The 20624-nt window shown below is 37.7% G+C and carries 19 protein-coding genes; 18 read left to right on the top strand and 1 reads right to left on the bottom strand.

Annotation, left to right across the window (positions count from 1 at the left end):
* The first annotated feature begins 81 nt into the window (after positions 1-81).
* The 4 genes from RWP19_RS02955 (at position 82) to RWP19_RS02940 (ending at position 4576) form a co-directional block, all read left to right on the top strand.
* Positions 82-264, top strand: coding sequence for a hypothetical protein (locus tag RWP19_RS02955; protein ID WP_005385822.1), 183 nt, complete (start codon positions 82-84; stop codon positions 262-264).
* Between the two features lie 95 nt (positions 265-359).
* Positions 360-1538 (top strand): amidohydrolase, encoded by a 1179-nt coding sequence (locus RWP19_RS02950; protein WP_314356407.1) that lies wholly within the window; start codon positions 360-362, stop codon positions 1536-1538.
* Positions 1539-1801: 263 nt separating this feature from the next.
* Positions 1802-3157, top strand: coding sequence for a C4-dicarboxylate transporter DcuC (gene dcuC, locus RWP19_RS02945; protein WP_314356406.1), 1356 nt, complete (start codon positions 1802-1804; stop codon positions 3155-3157).
* Positions 3158-3391: 234 nt separating this feature from the next.
* Positions 3392-4576, top strand: coding sequence for an MFS transporter (locus RWP19_RS02940; RefSeq protein WP_314356405.1), 1185 nt, complete (start codon positions 3392-3394; stop codon positions 4574-4576).
* A gap of 141 nt (positions 4577-4717) precedes the next feature.
* On the opposite strand, the gene RWP19_RS02935 is transcribed toward RWP19_RS02940, so the two are convergent.
* Entirely contained in the window at positions 4718-5704 is a 987-nt protein-coding gene (locus RWP19_RS02935; RefSeq protein WP_314356404.1) for a GMP reductase, read from the bottom strand.
* A gap of 186 nt (positions 5705-5890) precedes the next feature.
* Between RWP19_RS02935 and thiT the strand changes: the two genes are divergently transcribed.
* The 14 genes from thiT (at position 5891) to moaA (ending at position 20624) form a co-directional block, all read left to right on the top strand.
* On the top strand, positions 5891-6421 hold the full coding sequence (thiT, locus tag RWP19_RS02930; protein WP_314356403.1) for an energy-coupled thiamine transporter ThiT: 531 nt from the start codon (positions 5891-5893) through the stop codon (positions 6419-6421).
* Positions 6414-7538, top strand: coding sequence for a molybdopterin-guanine dinucleotide biosynthesis protein B (gene mobB, locus RWP19_RS02925; protein WP_314356402.1), 1125 nt, complete (start codon positions 6414-6416; stop codon positions 7536-7538). Before thiT ends, mobB begins: the two co-directional genes overlap by 8 nt.
* Positions 7519-8754: a molybdopterin molybdotransferase MoeA gene (locus RWP19_RS02920; protein ID WP_314356400.1), complete on the top strand. Its 1236-nt coding sequence runs from the start codon at positions 7519-7521 to the stop codon at positions 8752-8754. Before mobB ends, RWP19_RS02920 begins: the two co-directional genes overlap by 20 nt.
* A gap of 131 nt (positions 8755-8885) precedes the next feature.
* Positions 8886-9953: a zeta toxin family protein gene (locus RWP19_RS02915; protein ID WP_314356399.1), complete on the top strand. Its 1068-nt coding sequence runs from the start codon at positions 8886-8888 to the stop codon at positions 9951-9953.
* A 14-nt stretch (positions 9954-9967) separates the two neighbouring features.
* On the top strand, positions 9968-10990 hold the full coding sequence (locus tag RWP19_RS02910; RefSeq protein WP_314356398.1) for a helix-turn-helix domain-containing protein: 1023 nt from the start codon (positions 9968-9970) through the stop codon (positions 10988-10990).
* A gap of 368 nt (positions 10991-11358) precedes the next feature.
* Positions 11359-11625, top strand: coding sequence for a SemiSWEET family transporter (locus RWP19_RS02905; protein WP_295216247.1), 267 nt, complete (start codon positions 11359-11361; stop codon positions 11623-11625).
* Positions 11626-11775: 150 nt separating this feature from the next.
* The gene (locus RWP19_RS02900; protein ID WP_314356396.1) at positions 11776-12804 is read left to right on the top strand and encodes an AraC family transcriptional regulator; all 1029 of its coding nucleotides are present in this window, start codon (positions 11776-11778) and stop codon (positions 12802-12804) included.
* A gap of 371 nt (positions 12805-13175) precedes the next feature.
* Positions 13176-14078 (top strand): L(+)-tartrate dehydratase subunit alpha, encoded by a 903-nt coding sequence (gene ttdA / locus RWP19_RS02895; protein ID WP_021148394.1) that lies wholly within the window; start codon positions 13176-13178, stop codon positions 14076-14078.
* The gene (gene ttdB / locus RWP19_RS02890; protein WP_314356395.1) at positions 14078-14689 is read left to right on the top strand and encodes a L(+)-tartrate dehydratase subunit beta; all 612 of its coding nucleotides are present in this window, start codon (positions 14078-14080) and stop codon (positions 14687-14689) included. Before ttdA ends, ttdB begins: the two co-directional genes overlap by 1 nt.
* A gap of 282 nt (positions 14690-14971) precedes the next feature.
* Positions 14972-16642, top strand: a complete 1671-nt coding sequence (locus RWP19_RS02885) for a formate--tetrahydrofolate ligase (RefSeq protein WP_314356394.1) — start codon at positions 14972-14974, stop codon at positions 16640-16642.
* 150 nt (positions 16643-16792) lie between these two features.
* Positions 16793-17410, top strand: a complete 618-nt coding sequence (locus RWP19_RS02880) for a cyclodeaminase/cyclohydrolase family protein (protein WP_314356393.1) — start codon at positions 16793-16795, stop codon at positions 17408-17410.
* A gap of 235 nt (positions 17411-17645) precedes the next feature.
* Positions 17646-18974 carry a nucleobase:cation symporter-2 family protein gene (locus RWP19_RS02875; RefSeq protein WP_295259262.1) on the top strand — a complete coding sequence of 443 codons (1329 nt, stop codon included), beginning with the start codon at positions 17646-17648 and terminating at the stop codon, positions 18972-18974.
* Between the two features lie 218 nt (positions 18975-19192).
* On the top strand, positions 19193-19633 hold the full coding sequence (locus RWP19_RS02870; protein WP_314356392.1) for an MOSC domain-containing protein: 441 nt from the start codon (positions 19193-19195) through the stop codon (positions 19631-19633).
* Positions 19634-19658: 25 nt separating this feature from the next.
* Complete coding sequence (gene moaA / locus RWP19_RS02865) at positions 19659-20624, top strand: GTP 3',8-cyclase MoaA (RefSeq protein ID WP_314356391.1); 966 nt, start codon at positions 19659-19661, stop codon at positions 20622-20624.

The following is a 20624-nucleotide window of genomic DNA, read 5'->3' as shown; positions in this document are numbered from 1 at the left end:
TGAAATAAAACGATGAATATATAGACTTTAATTCTCATTCGTGTTAATCTAAAAGAAATAGTCTATATTGGAGGCGTAAATATGAATACAGAATCCTTACGTAACGAAGTATTGGTTCCTGCAGTAGCAAAAACATTAGATATTGCTACAAAAGCAAAACCTACAAAAGAAGAACTTTTCACTACAGCAAAGATTACTGCAGCTGTGGCAGTTGCAACCGCTGTTGTATCTTTAGCGGTACAAGCAGTGTTGCGCAACCGATAAGAAATTAAGAAAACGACATGGCGATGCCTGTCGTTTTCTTTTACTTTTACCTTGTTATTCCCCTTAATTAAGGGCTTTTATAAGGAGGCGATATCATGCATAGTCGCGATTTAATTGAACAATATAAAGGCTACGTACAAGATTGGCGTAGATATTTCCATAAACATCCAGAGCTCAGTAATGAAGAATTTGAAACAACAAAGACTTTGGCTAAAGAATTAGAATCTATGGGCGTAGAGGTTCACGTAGATACAGAGCGTGGCATCGGTTTGATTGGTATCATCCACGGTGATAAACCTGGTAAGGCTATCGCATTGCGTGCTGATATCGATGCACTACCTGTTCACGAACATAATACAGTGGACTATAAATCAGAAACGGAAGGCAAAATGCACGCCTGTGGTCACGATGGTCATATGGCGATTTTACTTGGTGCTGCCAAAATGTTAATGTCTATGAAAGACCGCATCGAAGGCGACGTATATTTAGCCTTTCAACCTGCTGAGGAGACAGGAGCGGGTGCACCAGATTTCATCAAATTTGGGGACTGGTACGATAAGGTGGAGGCTATTTTTGGTGGCCATGTATGGATCGACTTACCAGCAGGACTCATATCTGTAGAGGAAGGCCCTCGTATGGCTGCAAGTAGCCAGATTACTATTAATGTAAAAGGTAAACAAGGCCATGGTGCACAGCCACATCAAGCGATTGATGCCATTGTAGTAGCTAGTGCTATCGTCATGAACTTGCAAACTGTAGTGTCTCGTAATGTGAGTGCCTTAGATTCTCTTGTACTCACTATTGGTAACATTCACTCTGGATCTGAATGGAATGTTATTCCTGGTGAAGCTAAAATGGGGGGGACCATTCGATTCTTTGACCCAGACCAAGAAGAGTACTATGTTGAATCCATACGACGCGTAGTAGAGCATACTGCTGAAGCTTATGGAGCAACTGCTACATTAGAATATGTAAAAAAAGTACCGCCTACTATTAATGATCCTGCATCCAGCGAATTGGCGGAACGTGTCGTTATTGATACATTAGGTAAAGATAAATTATCTAAAATGCGTAAAGTAATGCCAGGAGAAGATTTTGCATGGTATTTACAAGATAAACCAGGATGCTTTGCCTTTATTGGTATTCAAAACCCTGAGATCGAGGCTACCTACGATCATCATAATAATCGATTTAATATGGATGATACTGTACTATCTGCGGCATCTGCCGTATATGCTGAATATGCCATTGCATGGTTGAAAGAGCATAAATAAAACTATTTAATTATATAAGTAATAACCTACGTACTGATCCGTCTAATAGATTAGATATTTGTATGTTTAATAATAAAATCAATTAGATATTTCCTTCTTAAAAGCACTGTTATCTTAAGGGTAATGGTGCTTTTTCATTGTATCTTTATTTATCTTTTGTGCATGATATAGGTATAATATAGGTATAACATGGGTTTAATACAAGTGTAGTATACATCTTATATAGGTCTAATATATATTCTCTAGTTGAGAGGTGCTTATTTATGAATATAGTTATATGTATCACCATTATTGCTATTACAGGTATATTGTTAATGAAGCGCTATCAACCACAGCCAGTTTTAATTGGTATGGGAATTCTCATGATGTTTATTGCTTATGAAGCAAATTGGATTGATGCTATACTCGTTGAGTCTCAATCTACAGGTGTCTTGGTATTTGATGCCATGGATATTGTGCGAATTACTACGTCCGAGAATATAGTAAATTTAGGCCTCATGATTATGACCTGTGCTGGTTATGCAAAATATATGGAGCATATTGGGGCAGGGACGAGATTGGCACATACATTTATACGTCCTTTATATCGTCTAAATCGCCCATATATTGTATTGGCCCTAATGTTTCTTCTTAATATGGGACTGTCTATTTGTGTACCTAATCCGTTGAGTCTTGCACTTCTTATGATGGTTACTATGTATCCCGTATTGCTTCGCCTTGGGGTGAGCCCAGTGGGGGCTGCAGCGGTTATTGCAACGGGGCATCTTATGGACGTAGGACCTGGTGCAGTATCTACCTTACTCATTGCAAAGACCTTGAATATGCCCGTGCCAAACTATTTTGTAGGCTATCAGTTGCGTCTTTATTTCTTAGTCGCCATTGTGACGGCTATAGCGCACTTTTTCTGGCAGAAATATCGTGATCGAGTGGAGGAACCTAAGGCTATAGATGCTTGTGAAAGTATTCCAGAGGCGCCAATAGGTCCTAAGCCGTATATGATATTCCCATTATTACCATTGTGTTTTATTTTGGGTTTTAGTCAATATGGCTTTCCTGGTGTGAAGATGAATGTTACCCTTGCTATGATGCTTGCCTTTGGTATTGCCTTGTTTGCTGAACTAATTCGTCATCGTAATCTGCGTACAGTTCTTAAAAGTACAACTATTTTCTTTGAAGGTATGGGAAACCAGTTCTCTTATGCAGTGACACTTATTATAGGGGGACAAATCTTTGCACAAGGACTAGTAAGTTTAGGTCTTATTGAATCCTTGGTTGGGGCACTTCAAACATTATCTCTTAACTCCATAGGACTTACCTCTGTGCTAGGGGGTGGTATGTTAGGCCTTAGCATGGTGACAGGTAGCAATGTAGCGCCATTATTTACTTTGGTTCCACTAGTACCTAATATCGTAGCTCATCTAGGCCTTGATCCGATTACTACTATGCTTGGTATGCAAAACGGTGCAAGCCTAGGCTTATTCCTTAGCCCTATTAGTCCTGTAATGGTCGGGGTAGCAGGCGTGGCGCATATTAAGTCAGTAGACTTACTTAAACGAACTGCTGTACCTGTTCTTGTGGCCTTACTTACTAGCTGTGTGGGGATATGTCTCCTTTACTAACTATCATCTAAAAGACTAATTAGTTATATTTAATCAGATATACTTTATATTGCTTTTTAAGTTTAGTTTAAAATTAGAAAACCCTCTTTACATGTATCGTAAAGAGGGTTATTATATTTCAATAATAAATCATATGTAATTAAAATGGTTTCTTGCAATGATGCAAGTTTTAGCGCATTGCGGATAAAAAGGGCCTTTCTTCGCCGGACGGTTCTAGAAGCCAGAAAGGATGTAATGAACACTCAAGTTTCTATTTCAACAGCAAATATTCGTGGTGCCTTTGGGGGATTTTTTATTCCCGGTATGTATACAGCTTTATGGGCAGGCTTTGTGCCATATTTAAAAGCAAAGCTTAGTATCGGTGAAGATGTATTGGGTTCCATGATTTTAGTGCTCGGTGTAGGTTCTTGTTTGTCCATGGCCATAGCTGGTAAGCTAGTAGAGAACTTTGGCTGCAAGAAAGTCGTTTTACTAGCTAGCTTTATTGGGATGTTATCTCTTGCGATTGTTACCATGTGTTCTACAATTGCTACGACCACAGCTGCTTTATTCTTCTTTGGTATTGGCGTCGGCTTAAGTGGTGCGTCTGCCAATTTACAAGCTATCTTGACAGAAAAGGTGAGTAAGAAACACTTAATGGGTGCCTATCACGGTGGATGGAGCTTAGGTGGCTTTGCTGGTGCCGGTGTTTTGCTGGTGCTCTTAAAAATATTGTCCTTACCTGTTAATGAAAGTATTTGGGGACTTCTTATCGTATTATTCATTGCCATGGTTGTGGTTAGTCAATTTATGTTGACCTTTGGTAGTGATCCAAATGCAAAGGTTGTTAAAAAATCTAAAAGCCCATTATCTTTCCATCCCATTGCCATTATCTTTGGTCTCTTGTCTTTTGTATCTTATTTAGTTGAAGGTGCAGTAGGTGATTGGAGTGCCTTATACTTATTCGAAGATAAAGGTATCATTATCGAAGAAGCTGTTATGGGCGTTATGCTCTTTAATGGTACTATGTGTATTGGTCGTTTGTTGGGAAATACAATTGGTAAACATTTAACCTCTAAACAAGTTGTTGTTGGCGGTTATTTGTTAGGCGCTATTGCAATGGGACTTATCGTATTCTTACCAGGTTATGGCTCTATGTATACCTACTTATTGCTTGGTATCTCCTTAGCTATGGTAGTACCAAATTTATTCTCTGCTATGGGGGAACAAAATGTTATTCCTATGACACAAGCTGTGGCAACATCTACTATGCTTGGGTATATGGGGATTTTGATGGGACCAGCATTGATTGGGTTCATTGCTCATGGCACAAGCCTTACAGTAGCATTTATCGTATTGACTATATTACTTGTAGTAAGTGCAGGTATAGGTAAATACGCCTATATGTTAATGGATAAATCAAAAGAAGCTGAAGCTTAAATAATAGCCCCAAAGACGGTATGTCTTTGGGGCTAATTTTATAAAATATGGCAATGTTATTACGAATATGTTGTAGATCATATTGATTACATACAAAAAAGCCACAGGATTTATCCTGTGGCTTTTACATGTAATATTATATTAGCGGTCACCATTGAAGATGGAATTTTTAACAAGTACATAGTCTACTTTGCGGATTGCTTGTAGAGTAGTACCACCAGCGTAAGAAATAGCAGATTGCAAATCTTGTTCCATTTCAACTAATGTATCAAAGATAGAACCTTTGGAATCGATGAAGATTTTTTTACCTTCTACGTTTTTGCGTTCCCCTTTTTGGAATTCAGACGCAGAACCAAAGTATTCTTTTACTGCTTTGCCGTCAACGATTTTTTCTTCCCCTGGGGATTCTTGATGCCCTGCAAAGAGGGAGCCAATCATAACCATAGTAGCGCCAAAGCGAATAGATTTAGCAATGTCACCATGATCACGGATACCACCGTCAGCGATGATAGGTTTAGTAGCTGCTTTGGCACACCAGCGTACAGCAGCCAATTGCCAACCACCAGTACCGAAGCCAGTTTTTAATTTAGTGATACAAACTTTACCAGGGCCAATACCAACTTTAGTAGCGTCAGCACCAGCATTTTCGAGTTCGCGAACTGCTTCTGGAGTACCTACGTTACCAGCGATAACAAAAGTTTTTGGTAAGTTCTTTTTGATGTATTGAATCATATCGATTACTGCATTGGAATGACCGTGAGCAATATCGATTGTGATGTATTCAGGTGTTAAATTTGCTTTTTTGAATTCGTCAACTAAAGCAAATTCTTCTGGTTTTACACCAATGGAAATAGAAGAATATAAGTTAAGGTCGTGCATGCGTTTTACAAAGTCCATACGGCGTTCTGGTTGAAAACGATGCATGATATAGAAATAACCTTCACGAGCTAATTTTTCTGCTAATTCTTCGTCGATAATAGTTTGCATATTTGCAGGAACTACTGGCAAGCGGAATGTGCGATTACCTAATTTTACATGTGTATCACATTCGCTACGGCTAGTTACGATACATTTATTAGGAATTAATTGCACGTCTTCATAATCAAAGATGTTCGTTGTGTTAATCATATTTTCTATATCTCCTTCGAGTATTACAAGTTGAACCTGTACCATTATACAAGAGAGTCGTAAAATTTTCAATACGTTCCGAATATTTTGTTTGGACTCAGGAAGGATGTGTAGTACAATACAAGTAGATTATATAAATACTATATATAGTTATATATACATATGGTAAATAGGAGGTTGAATAACATGAATCAGTCTAAAACTCGCATGCTCGCAGAGGCAGGGGTAGCAATTGCAATTGCACAAGTATTGTCATTTATTACAGTTTTCCATATGCCGCAAGGTGGTTCTATTAAGGCCGCAGCTTTAGTCCCACTTATGATCTATGCATACCGTTGGGGAGGAACAAGGGGCATCTTTGCCGGTGTTGTATATGGTATCTTACACTTTATTCTAGGATTTAAATCATCTGTACATTATTTAAGTATTTTATTAGATTATCTAGTAGCTTATGGTGCTATTGGTGTATGTGGGTATTTCAGGGATTCTATTTCTGGTCTTATCACAGGCTCTATTGTAGGTATTGCATTGCGCTGGATTGCTACTGTTGTGAGTGGTGCAGTTGTGTTTGCTAGCTATGCTCCCCAAGGTCAAAATCCGTGGATTTATTCCATGATTTATAATGCTACTTATATGATACCTGATGGTATATTAAATATTATTGTTTTGTTATTCATATATAAAGGTGTAAAACGAGGATTAGGACATCGTGAATAAGTTAGGTTTAATAATTTTAGCTGGTGGCTTGAGTTCTCGTATGGGACAGCCTAAGGCTTTATTACCTTGGGTTAATGGTGAAAGCCTCATATCTCATGCGTTGCGTAAAGGCTTAGATGCAGATGTAGCAGATATTCTTATCTCTATTGGTGATGATGAGCAATTACGTGATGCTATTCAGACACACATTATTGATACATTATCGAATGATGAAAAAGAAAAAGTTTCTATTGTTCGGGATATTGTTGAACGCTGTGGTCCGCTCGGTGGCCTTTATAGTGCACTAGCTGTTGGGCCCAGTTCTGCATATGCGGTGATGGCTGTAGATATGCCATTTATGTCTATGGATTTATATTATGATTGGCTATATCAAGTGAATCATAACAATTGGATTGCCATAGTTCCTACAGGAGGTACTGGCAAGCCAGAACCTATGGCAGGTATTTACAAACCGCATATTGCATCATTACTTCCAACTATTCTGGCTGGTGAGGATGTATCATTGCATCATGCCCTTGATATAATTGGTCATGTTGAAACTATTGATGCCGTAGATTATGGTTGGGAGTTAAGTAATGTAAATCATTATGATGACTATCAATGGGCTCGTGCTTTAGCAGAAAATGAGTTTCGTCGAGTTCCACTTATCAGTGTTGTAGCATCAAAACGCAAAACTGGTAAGACTACGGTTGTAACTCGTCTTGTATCTGAATTACAACAAGCGGGACTTTCTGTTGGTGTTGTAAAGAGTGATAAGCATGGTTTTCAAATGGATCATGAAGGGACCGATACAGACCTTTCTTATAGAGCGGGAGCTGATGCGGTGGCTATTGCTGGGCCTAATGAAACAGCGGTTCGGATACGGACGAAAGAACAATCTAATCTGTATGAAATATCACAGTTTATGCCTGTAGATATAGTTATACTAGAAACACGGTCCCAAGGTATTGCCCCAATTATAGAGGTAACACAAGAGGGACATACGGAAGAGCTTATCTCGGATGCAACGGACCGAGTAGCTACAATTGAAATTAGCAAGTTAGACCAAGACGTACCTGGATTAGTACGTCACATACAGGAAATGATGAGGAGTTTACATGGCCGTCGTTACTGTTGAAGAGGCCCTTCGATTATGGGATGAGGCCTTACAAACGCAAGTTCATAAAGTAGAAACGATTGATGTTAAGTTTGCTAAAGGATATGTGTTGGCAGAGGATATTATTGCACCCACAGATGTACCAGCCTTTCCGAAGTCTGCTATGGATGGTTATGCCATTTCCTTCAAAGCAGAGTGTAATGAGTATATTGTTGACGGTATTATAGGCGCCGGCGTTGTATGGAAACACCCTGTTGCACCAGGCCATGCAGTGCGTATTATGACAGGCGCACCTATACCAGATACATGTGATACTGTTATTATGCAAGAACAGGTGGTTGGTTCCGGAGAACCAGGTACAACAATCACAATTCAAGGTAAATACAAATGTGGCGATCATATCATCCCTCAAGGTGAGGAATGTAGTGCTGGCACTATTGTGATTCCTCGTGGAACAGAGGTAACCTCAACGGTACAAACTATTTTGACTGGTCTGGGGTTGACTGAGGTTGCTGTCAATGCAATGCCTCGTGTGCTAGTCCTTACCTCTGGTCATGAGGTGATTGAACCTGGTGAAAGTTTAACACCTGGTAAAATTTATAACTCTAATAGAGCTATGATTTGTGGACTCTTGGAGGATTTAGGGTTTCATAAGATTACGCACTATCATGTGAGTGATGCTCCAGAAGCACTTGATTCTGAAATTGACCATGTAATGAAACTCAGTGAAAATGCTGATGTTATCATCAGCTCTGGCGGTGTATCTGTAGGGCTGTTTGATACAATGCCTCTAATTTATGAAAAATTAGGAGCTAAATCCATTTATGAGCGCATTCAAATGCGTCCAGGTGCTGCATCCTATGGTGCTATGACACCAAACGGTCAAATCATCTTTGGTCTATCTGGTAATCCTGGGGCTGCATTTAATGGTTGGCATCTAATCGTAGCACCAACCTTAAAGCGTTATAAAGGCTTGGTAAACTGGACCACACCAGTAGTAGCCTGCGTAATGGATTCAGAAATCTTTAAGCGTAATGCTTTTGATCGTTATGTACAAGGTAAAGTCGTATTCGGCGGTGGTGCCCCACATTTTGTGGCTAATCGTCATTTTAATAGTAGTAGTATGTTAGGCCTATATACGGTGAATGCATTGGCATGTATTCCGCGTGGTGTACATGAAGTACATCCGGGCGATACCTTTGATGTGTATCTATTAGATTTGCTACCTGCTATCTGATATGTGTCACAGTTTATGCCTTAGAGTGGGTTTAATATTTCTGTTGACCGTAGTTAAATAAATATATCATAATGAATGCATCCCTTGGATTTCTATGGGATGCGTTTTTATATGCTTTAGAGGGCTAAACGATGAATATCATTGAGCAATATAATTTAACATTACAAATAGAAGTTCTAAAAGAACAAAGTGCAGAAACATTAGCGCGTCTCTGTAAGTTAGTTGAGAGAAGCGAAACTAGTGATTTTGTAGAGTGCGTAAAAGCATATTCTAATATCGTAAATACAGAGTTATATATAGCTACATCTATCAATGAGTTAGAGGCTCTAAAGTCAGATATGGTAGACCTTGAAAGCAATATTAAAGAGTCATTAGCACAAGCCTCTCAAAATGTAAGTGATGCAAAAGGTTTTGAATCGAATAGTGATGTATCCGATATTGAGTCCTATACTTCTAAAGACTTTGATAAGGCTTTAGAACGTACCATTGACTTGCTAACTTTTAATAAAAATATATCTAGTACGCCTCATGCTGTTATTTTGGGTGGTCAAAGTGGAGCTGGGAAAACTACAATTCATCGTGTAAAAATGATGGAGTCTAAGGGAGACTATATTGTCATTGATGGTGACACTTATCGTGCTCAGCATCCACATTTTAGAGAGCTACAAGAGAAATATGGTGTTGATAGTATAGATTACACAAAGGTCTTTGCTGGGAAGATGGTAGAGGCTATAATTGATAAATTAAGCTCTTTAAAATACAATTTAATTATTGAAGGTACATTGCGTTCAGCGTCAGTACCAATTAATACAGCTACATTATTAAAATCTAAAGGCTATACCGTAGACTTTTGTTTGATTGCTACTAAGCCAGAGTTATCCTATTTGACGACACAATTACGTTATCTAGAAATGCTTGTAGTAGATCCGTTGCAAGCTAGAGCGACACCTAAAGAGCATCATGATGGAATTGTAAAATCTTTGGTCGCTAATATTACTGAACTAGAACAGAGTGGAGTCTTTGAAAGTATTCAAGTGTATAAACGTGATTTAGAACAAGTATATAATTCAAAACTGTGTACTGAATCAATTGGAACTGTGGTAGATAAAATTTTATTTGGTCCTTGGACTCAAGATGAATCTGCCTTGTTAGAAGTGGGTAAATCACAGGAAAAGGAGTTAAGAGCGAAATTGCCTTAGGGAGTAAAAGTGTAATGGATTACTTCGACTATTCATATAAACATAATTACATAGAGTTTAGTAGTAATATATATAGAGTTGGCACATATCATTACAACTGGCATGGTGAGACAGAGATTCTTATTTTATTAAAAGGCCAAATGGAAATGAGTTGTAATGGTGAGGCATTTACGATGGAACCACTTGATGTGGTCATTATCTCTCCTCAAGTGGGACATGCCACATTAGCTTTGGAAGAGGATGTCATTGCCTTTGTCATTCATGTAGGGAAGGAATTTTACCAACAGTATGATCCAGATTTTGGCGCCTATCAATTTGTATTGCGTTCAGATAATAGTACTCGTCACAATCAATTCTTTACAACCTTACGGCATCATGCAGCTATGACGATGTTATTGATGACTAAAGGTGAAAGTCCGGTACATCGAATGTGGATAGAGCATCATTACTTAGCATTGGCTGGGGATGTATTTAGAGAGTTTGATCCCATTAAAAAGATTCATGAAAATGCTAGACCTGGTGATATAAAACCAGCAACGTTCGATAAAATGATTGCCTATATTGATGAGCATTATGAGCAGAAAATAGAGTTGGAAGATATTGCAAAAATTGGGGGCTATAATGTTGCCTATACATCTCAGTTCTTTAAAAAGCAAATGGGCATTTCTTTTGTTGAATATGTTTTGCGTTTGAGACTTCGAGAGGCTACTCTTTGTTTAATTAACACCGATGAGGCTGTAGCACGAATTGCGAGTGATTGTGGCTTTGCCGATGTTAAAGCTTTTAATGTGGCTTTTAAAAAGCATTTCCATATAACACCAACAGAGTATCGCAAACAAGTAAAGAATATTGGGCGTAAAATGATACTGCAAGACTGGAAGGAAATTATTTCTGTAGAAAATCAAGATGTTCTAAATCTACTTCACTCATTCTTATCCTATGAAGATGATTCACGAGCGAAGGATGAGTTAGAATTCATGAGTAAAAAGTTAGAATATTTGAAAGAGAAGTTAGCTGATGTTGTAAAAGACTTATAATTAATTCCGTATATTTTGATAGAATATATATCTTCATAGCCTGGGGCGCGTTAGCAAAATATTAACAAATATTTTTGATACATATATAAACGTTAGAATTGGGTGATTTTCTATATAAAAAATCATCAAATAGTTACCTAAAAAGCACTACTATTGATAAGTAGTGCTTTTTTGATACCTTTTATGGGGGAGGATTTATAGATTGTCGGGAGATCAAAATATAATAAATCAATAGAAAATCATCGTTTTATGTAAGTTTTACTAAAAAAACTACCTTTTAATTTGGATAGTTAGATTCCTTAAAATGAGTAGAATATACTTCATCAGGTATTACAAACAATCGTAAATTAATCATTTTGGAGGATATAATGAATCAAGTAAAATTTATGGAAAATGTAGGTAAAGTTGCAACAGTTACGGCTGTAGCTATGTATGTGTCTTACTTCCCACAAATCATGCATAATCTAGCGCATCCTGGTACTGGTGATTGGATCCAACCACTCGTAGCAGCTATTAACTGTACTTTGTGGGTGGTTTATGGTTTGTTCAAAGAACATAGAGATATCCCTGTTGCATTGGCTAATGCACCGGGCATTTTCTTCGGTTTAGCAGCAGCGATTACAGCAGTTATGTAATTAAAATGTAGAAATATTAAATCTATGATTTTGATGATATATAAATATAAAATTACTGTTGACCGTTGTTTAATATATATATCATAATGAATGCATCCCTTTGATTAATAAGGGATGCATTTTTGATTTTTCAGGGAGAGTTTTGCAACTATGGATTACTTTCACTATACCTATAAACATAACCATATAGATTTTAATAGTGATATATATAAGGTTAGTACCTATCATTACAACTGGCATAGAGGGGTAGAAATTTTAATTTTGTTAAAGGGACAAATAGACATGAGTTGTAACAGTGAGGTCTTTACAATGGAACCTCTTGATAGCATCATTATGTCTCCTCAAGTAGGACATGCTACGTTGGCTTTAGAGGAGGATACAACAGCTCTTGTTATTCATATAAGTAAGGAGTTTTTCCAACACTTTGATCCTAACTTTGGAATGTATCAATTTGTACTGCGTTCAAATGCAAGTAATCGGAATAATCCTTTCTTTACGTCATTACGGCATAATGCAGCACAAATGATGTTGTTAATGGTGAATGGTAAAAGTCCTGATTATCAATTATGGCTGGAACATCATTATTTGGCTTTGACTAGTGCTATATATCGTGAAATTGATGCGGTCAAGTCTATTCCTGTACATACAAAACCTGCGGATATGACCGTAGCCACCTTTGATAAAATGATTGCTTATATCGATGAAAACTATCAACAGAAGATTGAGCTAGAAGATATTGCAAAGATAGGTGGTTATAATGTGAACTACACATCTCAATTTTTTAAACGTCAGTTAGGTGTTTCTTTTCTTGAGTATGTATTACGCTTGAGATTGCGAGAGGCTACAGTCCGTCTGGTTAACTCTAATGATGGAGTCGCACATATTGCTAGCAGTTGTGGATTTGCAGATATTAAGGCCTTCAATGTGGCATTTAAGAAGCGGTTCCATACAACTCCATCTGAATATAGAAAGCAAGCAAAAGAAATGGGACGCAAGACAAAGTTACAGGATTGGAAGGAAATTATTTCTACTCAAGAAAAAGATATTATGAAGATCTTAGAAGCTTGTGGCCCCTATAAAGCGGATTCTCTATATAGTCTTGAATTAGAGAGTGCTAATCAAAAATTACAGGACGTTAAGGAACAACTGGAGATTGTTGTTAAAAAACTATCATCTTAATTTTTCAGCTTCAATATGGTGATGATATGGCTCCACTATGTACATAATTTGAAAAATATACAATCATTAGGTATAGGTGATTTTGTATATATGATAATCCTCTATAGATATATGGTTAAAGAGCATTACTTTTAGATAAGTAATACTCTTTTTAGTTTTATTATGGGTGAAATTGTATATTTTATAATGCTAAAAATTTTAGATTATAGGCATTTTATATAGTTTTGACGATATTTAATTATTTAAAATGAACTTGTAAATTGGATAGTTATATACTGAAAAAAGAGTAGAATAGAATCATCGAAAGGAGCTAAGGTTCCGAAACAGAAATAATCAAATCTTAAATATTGAAGTCTTTTTGGAGGTTTGCGATGAGTACGAAGGAACAACAAGTACAAGAAATGACAAATAAGATAGCTAATTTCATTTCTTATATGGCAAAGGTATTGCCTGATGATGTACAAGAAAAAATTCATGAATTGGCACAGGATGAAAAAAATCCTATGGCCAAATCTATTTATGAAACAATGCAACATAATATGGATTTAGCAGCTCAGCTTAATCGTCCTTCTTGTCAAGATACTGGTGTATTACAATTTTGGGTAAAGGTTGGATCTAATTATCCCTTACTAGGAGAATTAGAAGATATTCTAAGAGAAGCAACTTATAAGGCTACACAAGAGGCTCCATTACGATTGAACTGTGTAGAAACTTTTGATGAGTTTAATACTGGTAAAAATATTGGCCTCACTGCACCTTATATTCACTGGGATATCATTCCCGGCCGTGATGATGTAGAAATCTTCCCTTATATGGCTGGTGGCGGGTGTTCCTTGCCAGGGTCAGGTAAAACATTGATGCCAGGCGAAGGCTATGAAGGCGTTGCTAAGTTTGTTCTTGATTTGATGACAAGCTATGGATTGAATGCGTGTCCTCCACTATTGGTAGGTGTAGGGATTGCTACAACTATTGATACCGCTGCTGGATTATCTAAAAAAGCATTAATGCGCCCTGTATCTTCAAAAGCACCAAACGAAAAAGCGGCTTATATGGAACAATTGTTAGAAGATGGAATTAATAAGATTGGTATTGGACCTCAAGGTATGGGTGGGGATAAAACTGTTTTAGGTGTGAACATTGAACATGGTACACGTCATCCATCTGTTATTTCTTGTGCTGTTAGTGTAGGTTGTTGGAATCATCGTCGCGGCGATCTCGTATTTGACAAGGATGGTAATTGCACAGTTAAATCTCATAAAGGAGTGACATTATAATGGCTAAGAAAATATTAACTACACCTATTCAACAATCTGATTTAGCAGGCATTAAGCCAGGCGATGTGATTTATTTGACTGGGCATATTACAACCTGTCGTGATATGGGGCATCGTCGTGTGGTAGAAGAAGGTAAAACGTTACCGGTTGATGTTAAAGATGGGGCTATACTTCATGCAGGACCAATTATTCGTACTATAAGCGATAATGAATTTGAAGTTGTATCTGTAGGACCTACTACATCTATGCGTATGGAAAAATTTGAATATGAATTTGTTAAAAAGACAGGTGTACGTCTCATTGTAGGTAAAGGTGGCATGGGTCCTGAAACAGCACGTGCCTGCAAAGACTTTGGTGCACTACACTGTGTGTTCCCTGCAGGTAATGCCGTACTTGCTGCTACAGAAGTCGAAAAAGTGGAGTCTGCTAATTGGAGAGAATTAGGCATGTGTGAAACTTTATGGACTTTTAAGGTTAAAGAATTTGGTCCGCTCATCGTATCCATCGATGCGGAAGGTAATAACTACTTTGAAGAAAAGAAGATTGAATATAATAAGAAAAAAGATGAAGTGTTAGAAGAGATATATAAACGCGTTAATTTTATTAAATAGTTTAGTCTAATTGCTGAAAGGCCCTGATGTATATTTACATCAGGGCCATTTTGCTCACTTGTGTGTAATAAGTAATTTTTTGTTATATATACTTTCAATCATATATTAGACATATTACTTATTTTGTTAGTGATTACTATTAGACAATCAACAGACTTTCACATATAATAGATTAATGTAAGTGTACAAATATACATTCACAGTAGACATATATAAAAAATAGTATACATGTCTTATAGTTGTTATATAGGTTTAAAGTGGCCCTAGTGCCGAGGAGGCTTTATGTTAAGCGATATTGAGATTGCCCAACAGAATAAAATGGAGAAGATTCAGGTCATTGCTGATAAATGCGGATTAACATCTGATGATATTGAACAATATGGTCATTATAAAGCGAAGATTTCCTTTGATGCCATTCGTCGTTTAGGATCTAAACCAGATGGTAAACTTGTGCTCGTTACGGCCATTACACCAACACCAGCGGGGGAGGGCAAGTCTACAACGAGCATTGGTCTTGTACAAGGGTTACAAAAAATTGGTAAAAATGCTATCGCTACATTGCGTGAGCCATCATTAGGCCCTGTTTTTGGTATTAAAGGTGGCGCAGCAGGCGGCGGTTATGCCCAAGTTGTACCGATGGATGATATTAATCTTCACTTTACAGGTGATATGCACGCTATTACAGCAGCAAATAACTTGTTATCCGCTATGATTGATAATCATATTCATCAAGGCAATGAGTTGCAAATCGATTTGCGTCAGTTGTCTTGGACACGCGTGTTAGATATGAATGACCGTGCGCTTCGCAATGTGACCGTAGCACTTGGTGGTAAGGTATGTGGCTTCCCTCGAGAAGAGCACTTCATGATTACTGTTGCTTCTGAAATCATGGCTATTCTTTGCTTGGCTAAAGATCTAGAAGATTTAAAAGAACGCTTTGGTCGTATCGTTATCGGCTGTAATTTAGCAGGTGAGCCTGTTTATGTTCATCAGCTAGGTTGCCAAGGTGCGATGGCCCTTCTTATGAAAGATGCCATAAAGCCAAATTTAGTACAAACATTAGAACATACACCAGCTATCGTTCACGGTGGTCCATTTGCGAACATCGCTCATGGTTGTAACTCCATTGTAGCTACAAAGCTTGGTCTTAAATTAGGTGATATCGTAGTTACTGAAGCTGGTTTCGGTGCAGACTTAGGGGCTGAAAAGTTCCTCGACATTAAATGTCGTTACGGTGATATTTTCCCTGATACAATTGTAATCGTAGCTACATTGCGTGCTCTTAAAATGCATGGTGGTGTGCCTAAACAAGAACTTAGCAATGAAAATGTTGAAGCTGTTACAAAAGGTTTCAGCAATTTGCAAAAAGCCATCGAAAATATGCGTTACTTCAATGTGCCTGTATTGGTAGCAATTAATAAATTTGCTACCGATACCGATGCCGAGATTGCTGAATTGACTCGTCTCTGTGATGACTTTGGTGTACCTGTAGAGCTCAATGAATGTTGGGAAAAAGGCGGCGAAGGCGGCATTGATATGGCTAAAAAAGTCGTTGAATTGCTTGAAGGTTCTAAACCAATACCTAAATTTGTATATGATTTAGAAGATAGCTTAGAGGAAAAGGTAAATAAAATCGTTAAAACCATTTACGGTGGCGATGGCGTTATCTTTACAGATAAAGCTAAAAAGCAAATTAAACAATTAGCTGATTGGGGCCTTGATCGTTTACCTGTATGTATGGCAAAAACACAATACTCCTTATCTGATAATCCAGCTTTATTAGGTGCGCCGAAAGGATTTAATATCACTGTATCCGATATTCGTGTTGCTAATGGAGCAGGCTTTATCGTATGCCGTACCGGTGATGTAATGGTTATGCCTGGCCTTCCTAAACGTCCTGCCGCTCTTAATATGGATATCGAAGCAGACGGTACGATTAAAGGCTTATTCTAATATAAATTCTTTGTAGTAAACATTTTCTTAACTACCTATTGGTAGTGTCTGCTTTCATTAGTTTATATAGTGTGTTACCTGTATATTTTTATAGAAATGACAAAGCGATAACAAGGATAGCTTGTTATCGCTTTTACATGAGGTCTTGTTATGAATTTAATAGAACAACGTGTTGTAGATTTTGTAGCAGCTACTGCATCTAAAGAACCAACTCCAGGTGGTGGGGCTATTGCGGCCTTAACGGCTGCAACTGGTGCAGCATTAGCTGAAATGGTGGCGAATTTAACCTTTGGTAAAAAGGGATATGAAGATGTTCAATCTGAAATGAAAGATCTTCAAGCTAAAGCGGAATCTATTCGTAATCGCATGCTCGAATTATCTCAAGCTGATGCAGATGTATTTAATATCTTTATGAATGCCTTAGGTTTGCCAAAGAATACAGATGAAGAAAAGTCTAAACGTACTGCCGCTATTCAACAAGCTTATAAAGATGCTGCGATGGTTCCCTTTGAAGTCGGCGAGTTAGCCTATCAAATCTTTGATTTAGCAGAGTTAGCATCTAAAAAAGGTAATCAAAATCTTGTTACTGATGGTATTATTGCTGCAATCAATGCTCGTGCTGCAGTAAAGGCGGCATTCCTAAATGTACGCATTAATTTATCAGGTATTAAAGACGAAGCATTTGTAGCTGATATAACCACAAAAATGAATGCTATTGAAACAGGTTTAGATGATAAAGAAGCTGCAATTATAGCGTTATATGTATAGCTAGCTTAAAATAGCAGATTAAAATAATAAGATATATGACTGCATATACTAAAAAATAATACTCTGGAAAATTTCGAATGATTAAGGCTTTTAAAAATCTAATGTTCGGAAAAATCTTGAAAGAGAACTTATTATTTCTTTTAAAAATAATGAGTTCTCTTTTTTCTATTGTTAAAATCCGAACGATAGTGTAAAATAAATGGGTGTTATTTCGAGGTTTAATGTAGGAGACATTATGACAGATCAAAAACAAATGAATACGGTCGATAGTATGTTGCCAATACCACAGCTCTTTGCCTTTGGTTTACAACACGTACTGGCCATGTATGCAGGTGCCGTTGCTGTACCTATTATTGTGGCACAGGCCATGAACTTACCTATGGAAGATTTGATTCGATTAATTACAGCGGACTTATTTACCTGCGGTATCGCCACATTAATCCAAACATTAGGTTTTGGTAAAATTGGTGGACGTATTCCGATGATCCAAGGTGTTACCTTTGCTTCTGTTGGACCTATGGCCATGATTGGCGCTCAGCATGGTATGACTGCTATTTATGGTGCTATTATCGTAGCCGGTTTATTTACCTTCTTGATAGCTCCATTCTTTAGTCGTCTTATTCGCTTATTCCCACCTGTAGTTACAGGTACAATTATTACCATTATCGGTATTAACTTGATGCCAGTTGCTATTAATTGGATGGGAGGCGGTGTAGGTAATCCTCAATTTGGTAGTTTTACCAATATTGGACTAGGGTTCCTTACCTTCTTAATTGTCGTATTTGTTTATAAATTTGCCAAAGGATTCTTTAGTAATCTTTCTGTACTGATTGGTTTGATTGCAGGTACAGCGATTGCGTTTGCCATGGGTGTTACAAACTTTGATGAAGTTGGTCGTTCCCACTGGATTGCGTTTATTGAGCCCTTCTATTTCGGGTTACCAACCTTTGATTGGGCGTCTGTACTTTCCATGATTATCGTAATGCTCGTAGTTATGGTAGAAACAACTGGTGATAGTATCGCTATTGGTGAAATCGTAGATAAGCCAATTGGTCGTAAAGAACTTGCTTCTATTATTCGTGCTGATGGGGTGTCTACAATTATCGGTGGTATTCTTAATAGCTTCCCTTACACAGCATTCGCTCAAAATGTTGGCCTTATTGCCGTAACAGGTGTTAAGAGCCGCTTTGTTGTAGCTGCATCTGGTGTAATCTTAATTTTATTGGGGTTATTCCCTAAATTAGCGGCTATCGTAGCTAGTATTCCGAATGCCGTGTTGGGCGGTGCTGGTATTGCCATGTTCGGCATGATCGTTGCTAGTGGTATTCGTTCCTTAGGCAAGGTTAGCTTTGAAGGCAACCATAATTTAATGCTCGTAGCTATCAGTATTGGTGTAGCTATGATTCCAATTGCAGCGCCAAACTTTTATGCTAATTTCCCTGCGTGGGCACAAATTATTTTAAAATCTGGCATCACTTTCGGTAGTATTATGGCAATATTGCTTAATTTACTACTTAATGGTGTTAATCGTGGTGACGAAATTAAAGAAATGGGTCGCCGATAAAAATTACTAAAAAAGAACTCTGTTCCTTAGAGCAGAGTTCTTTTTTAGTGATTAAATTCACAGGAAATTTGTGTAAATACTATGCTATAATAAATAGATAATTGTAGAATAATTTTGTGATGCTTTCAGTAACATGAAAATTATAAAAATGACTGCAATTATATGTTGAAATAAAGTTGTGTATATATGGTATGTTCCCATAAGAAGGGAAGGGTTACATGGCAGAAGGAAAAATTATTGCTATCTCCATTAGTGAGAGAAAAGGGCAGAAGAAACATAATATTGAATCCGCTAATCTTATCGTAGATCATGGTATGGAAGGTGATGCGCACGCAGGCAATTGGCATCGTCAAATCAGCTTGCTTGGTATTGCAAGTATCGATCATATGCGTGCCCAAGGAGCGGATGTAAAACCTGGTGATTTTGCAGAAAATATCACTGTTGAAGGTATGGTGCTTTACGAATTGGCTGTAGGCACACAATTACAAATTGGTAAGGATGTAATTCTTGAAATTACTCAAATTGGTAAGGAATGTCATCATGGCTGTGAAATCATGAAACAAGTAGGATCTTGTATCATGCCTACACAAGGCATCTTTGGCAAAGTCCTTAAAAATGGTACGATTCACGTAGGTGATGAAGTATCTATTATCAAATAACTTAGTCGGATAAACGAGGTGTGTTATGAAAGACGCATGGGGCCGTACAATTGAATATGTACGTCTGTCATTGACAGATGCGTGTAATTTTTGTTGTCCCTATTGTCGACCTGCTGAAATTACACCTCAAAGTCAAACACAATTATTATCAGTTGATGAATGGATGACTATTTTAGGTGCTTTCCATCGCATCGGCGTAAAAGCAGTGCGTTTAACTGGTGGCGAGCCATTGCTATATCCTCATATCGAAGAGCTTTTAACTCGTATTAAGGATACTGGTTGGTTTGAGGATATATCTATGACTACTAATGGTAGCTTATTTGCATCTCGAGCACAACGATTGAAAAAGCTTGGTTTGAACCGAGTGAATATTAGTCTGGATTCTCTTGAAAGTGATGCCTTTGCTACTTGTGTAGGTAAAGAGGGGCAGCTAGACTCTGTATTAGATGGTATTCGCAGTGCTATTAGCGGGAACTTTAAATCGGTAAAGATTAATACTGTATTATCTCGCCATTGGTCTGATGATGAGGTTAAATCTTTGTTACAGTATGTAGAAAAATGGCCTGTGGTGTGGCGATTTATAGAATATATGCCATTCCAAGGCGATGCGTTCCATGGTCCAACCTTTGATGAATGGAAGGCTCAATTAGAACGTGTTAGTGGAGGATCTCTTACAGAGGTTCATTCTGTATATGGCTTTGGCCCTGCTACGTACTTAGCGTTACCAAGTGGAAAGGCTATAGGCTTTATCTTTTCTATGTCTCATAGCTACTGCGATACATGTAATCGCGTTCGTCTTACATCAGATGGGCAAATGCGTTTATGCTTGTTGCGTGATGACGAGGCTGATCTAGTGTCGCTTGTTCGTAATGGTGTGACAGAAGAGGATTTAGCTATGCATATTGAACGTGCGTTGCAACGTAAACAAGAACGTCATGATGGAATAGGGATGGAACAACCTGAACGTCCAATGTGGCGTATTGGAGGATAG

The sequence above is a fragment of the uncultured Veillonella sp. genome (assembly GCF_963522475.1).
Lineage (GTDB): Bacteria > Bacillota > Negativicutes > Veillonellales > Veillonellaceae > Veillonella.
The sequence above is the reverse complement of the archived record's forward strand: the minus strand, read 5'-3'. Positions and strand labels throughout refer to the sequence as shown.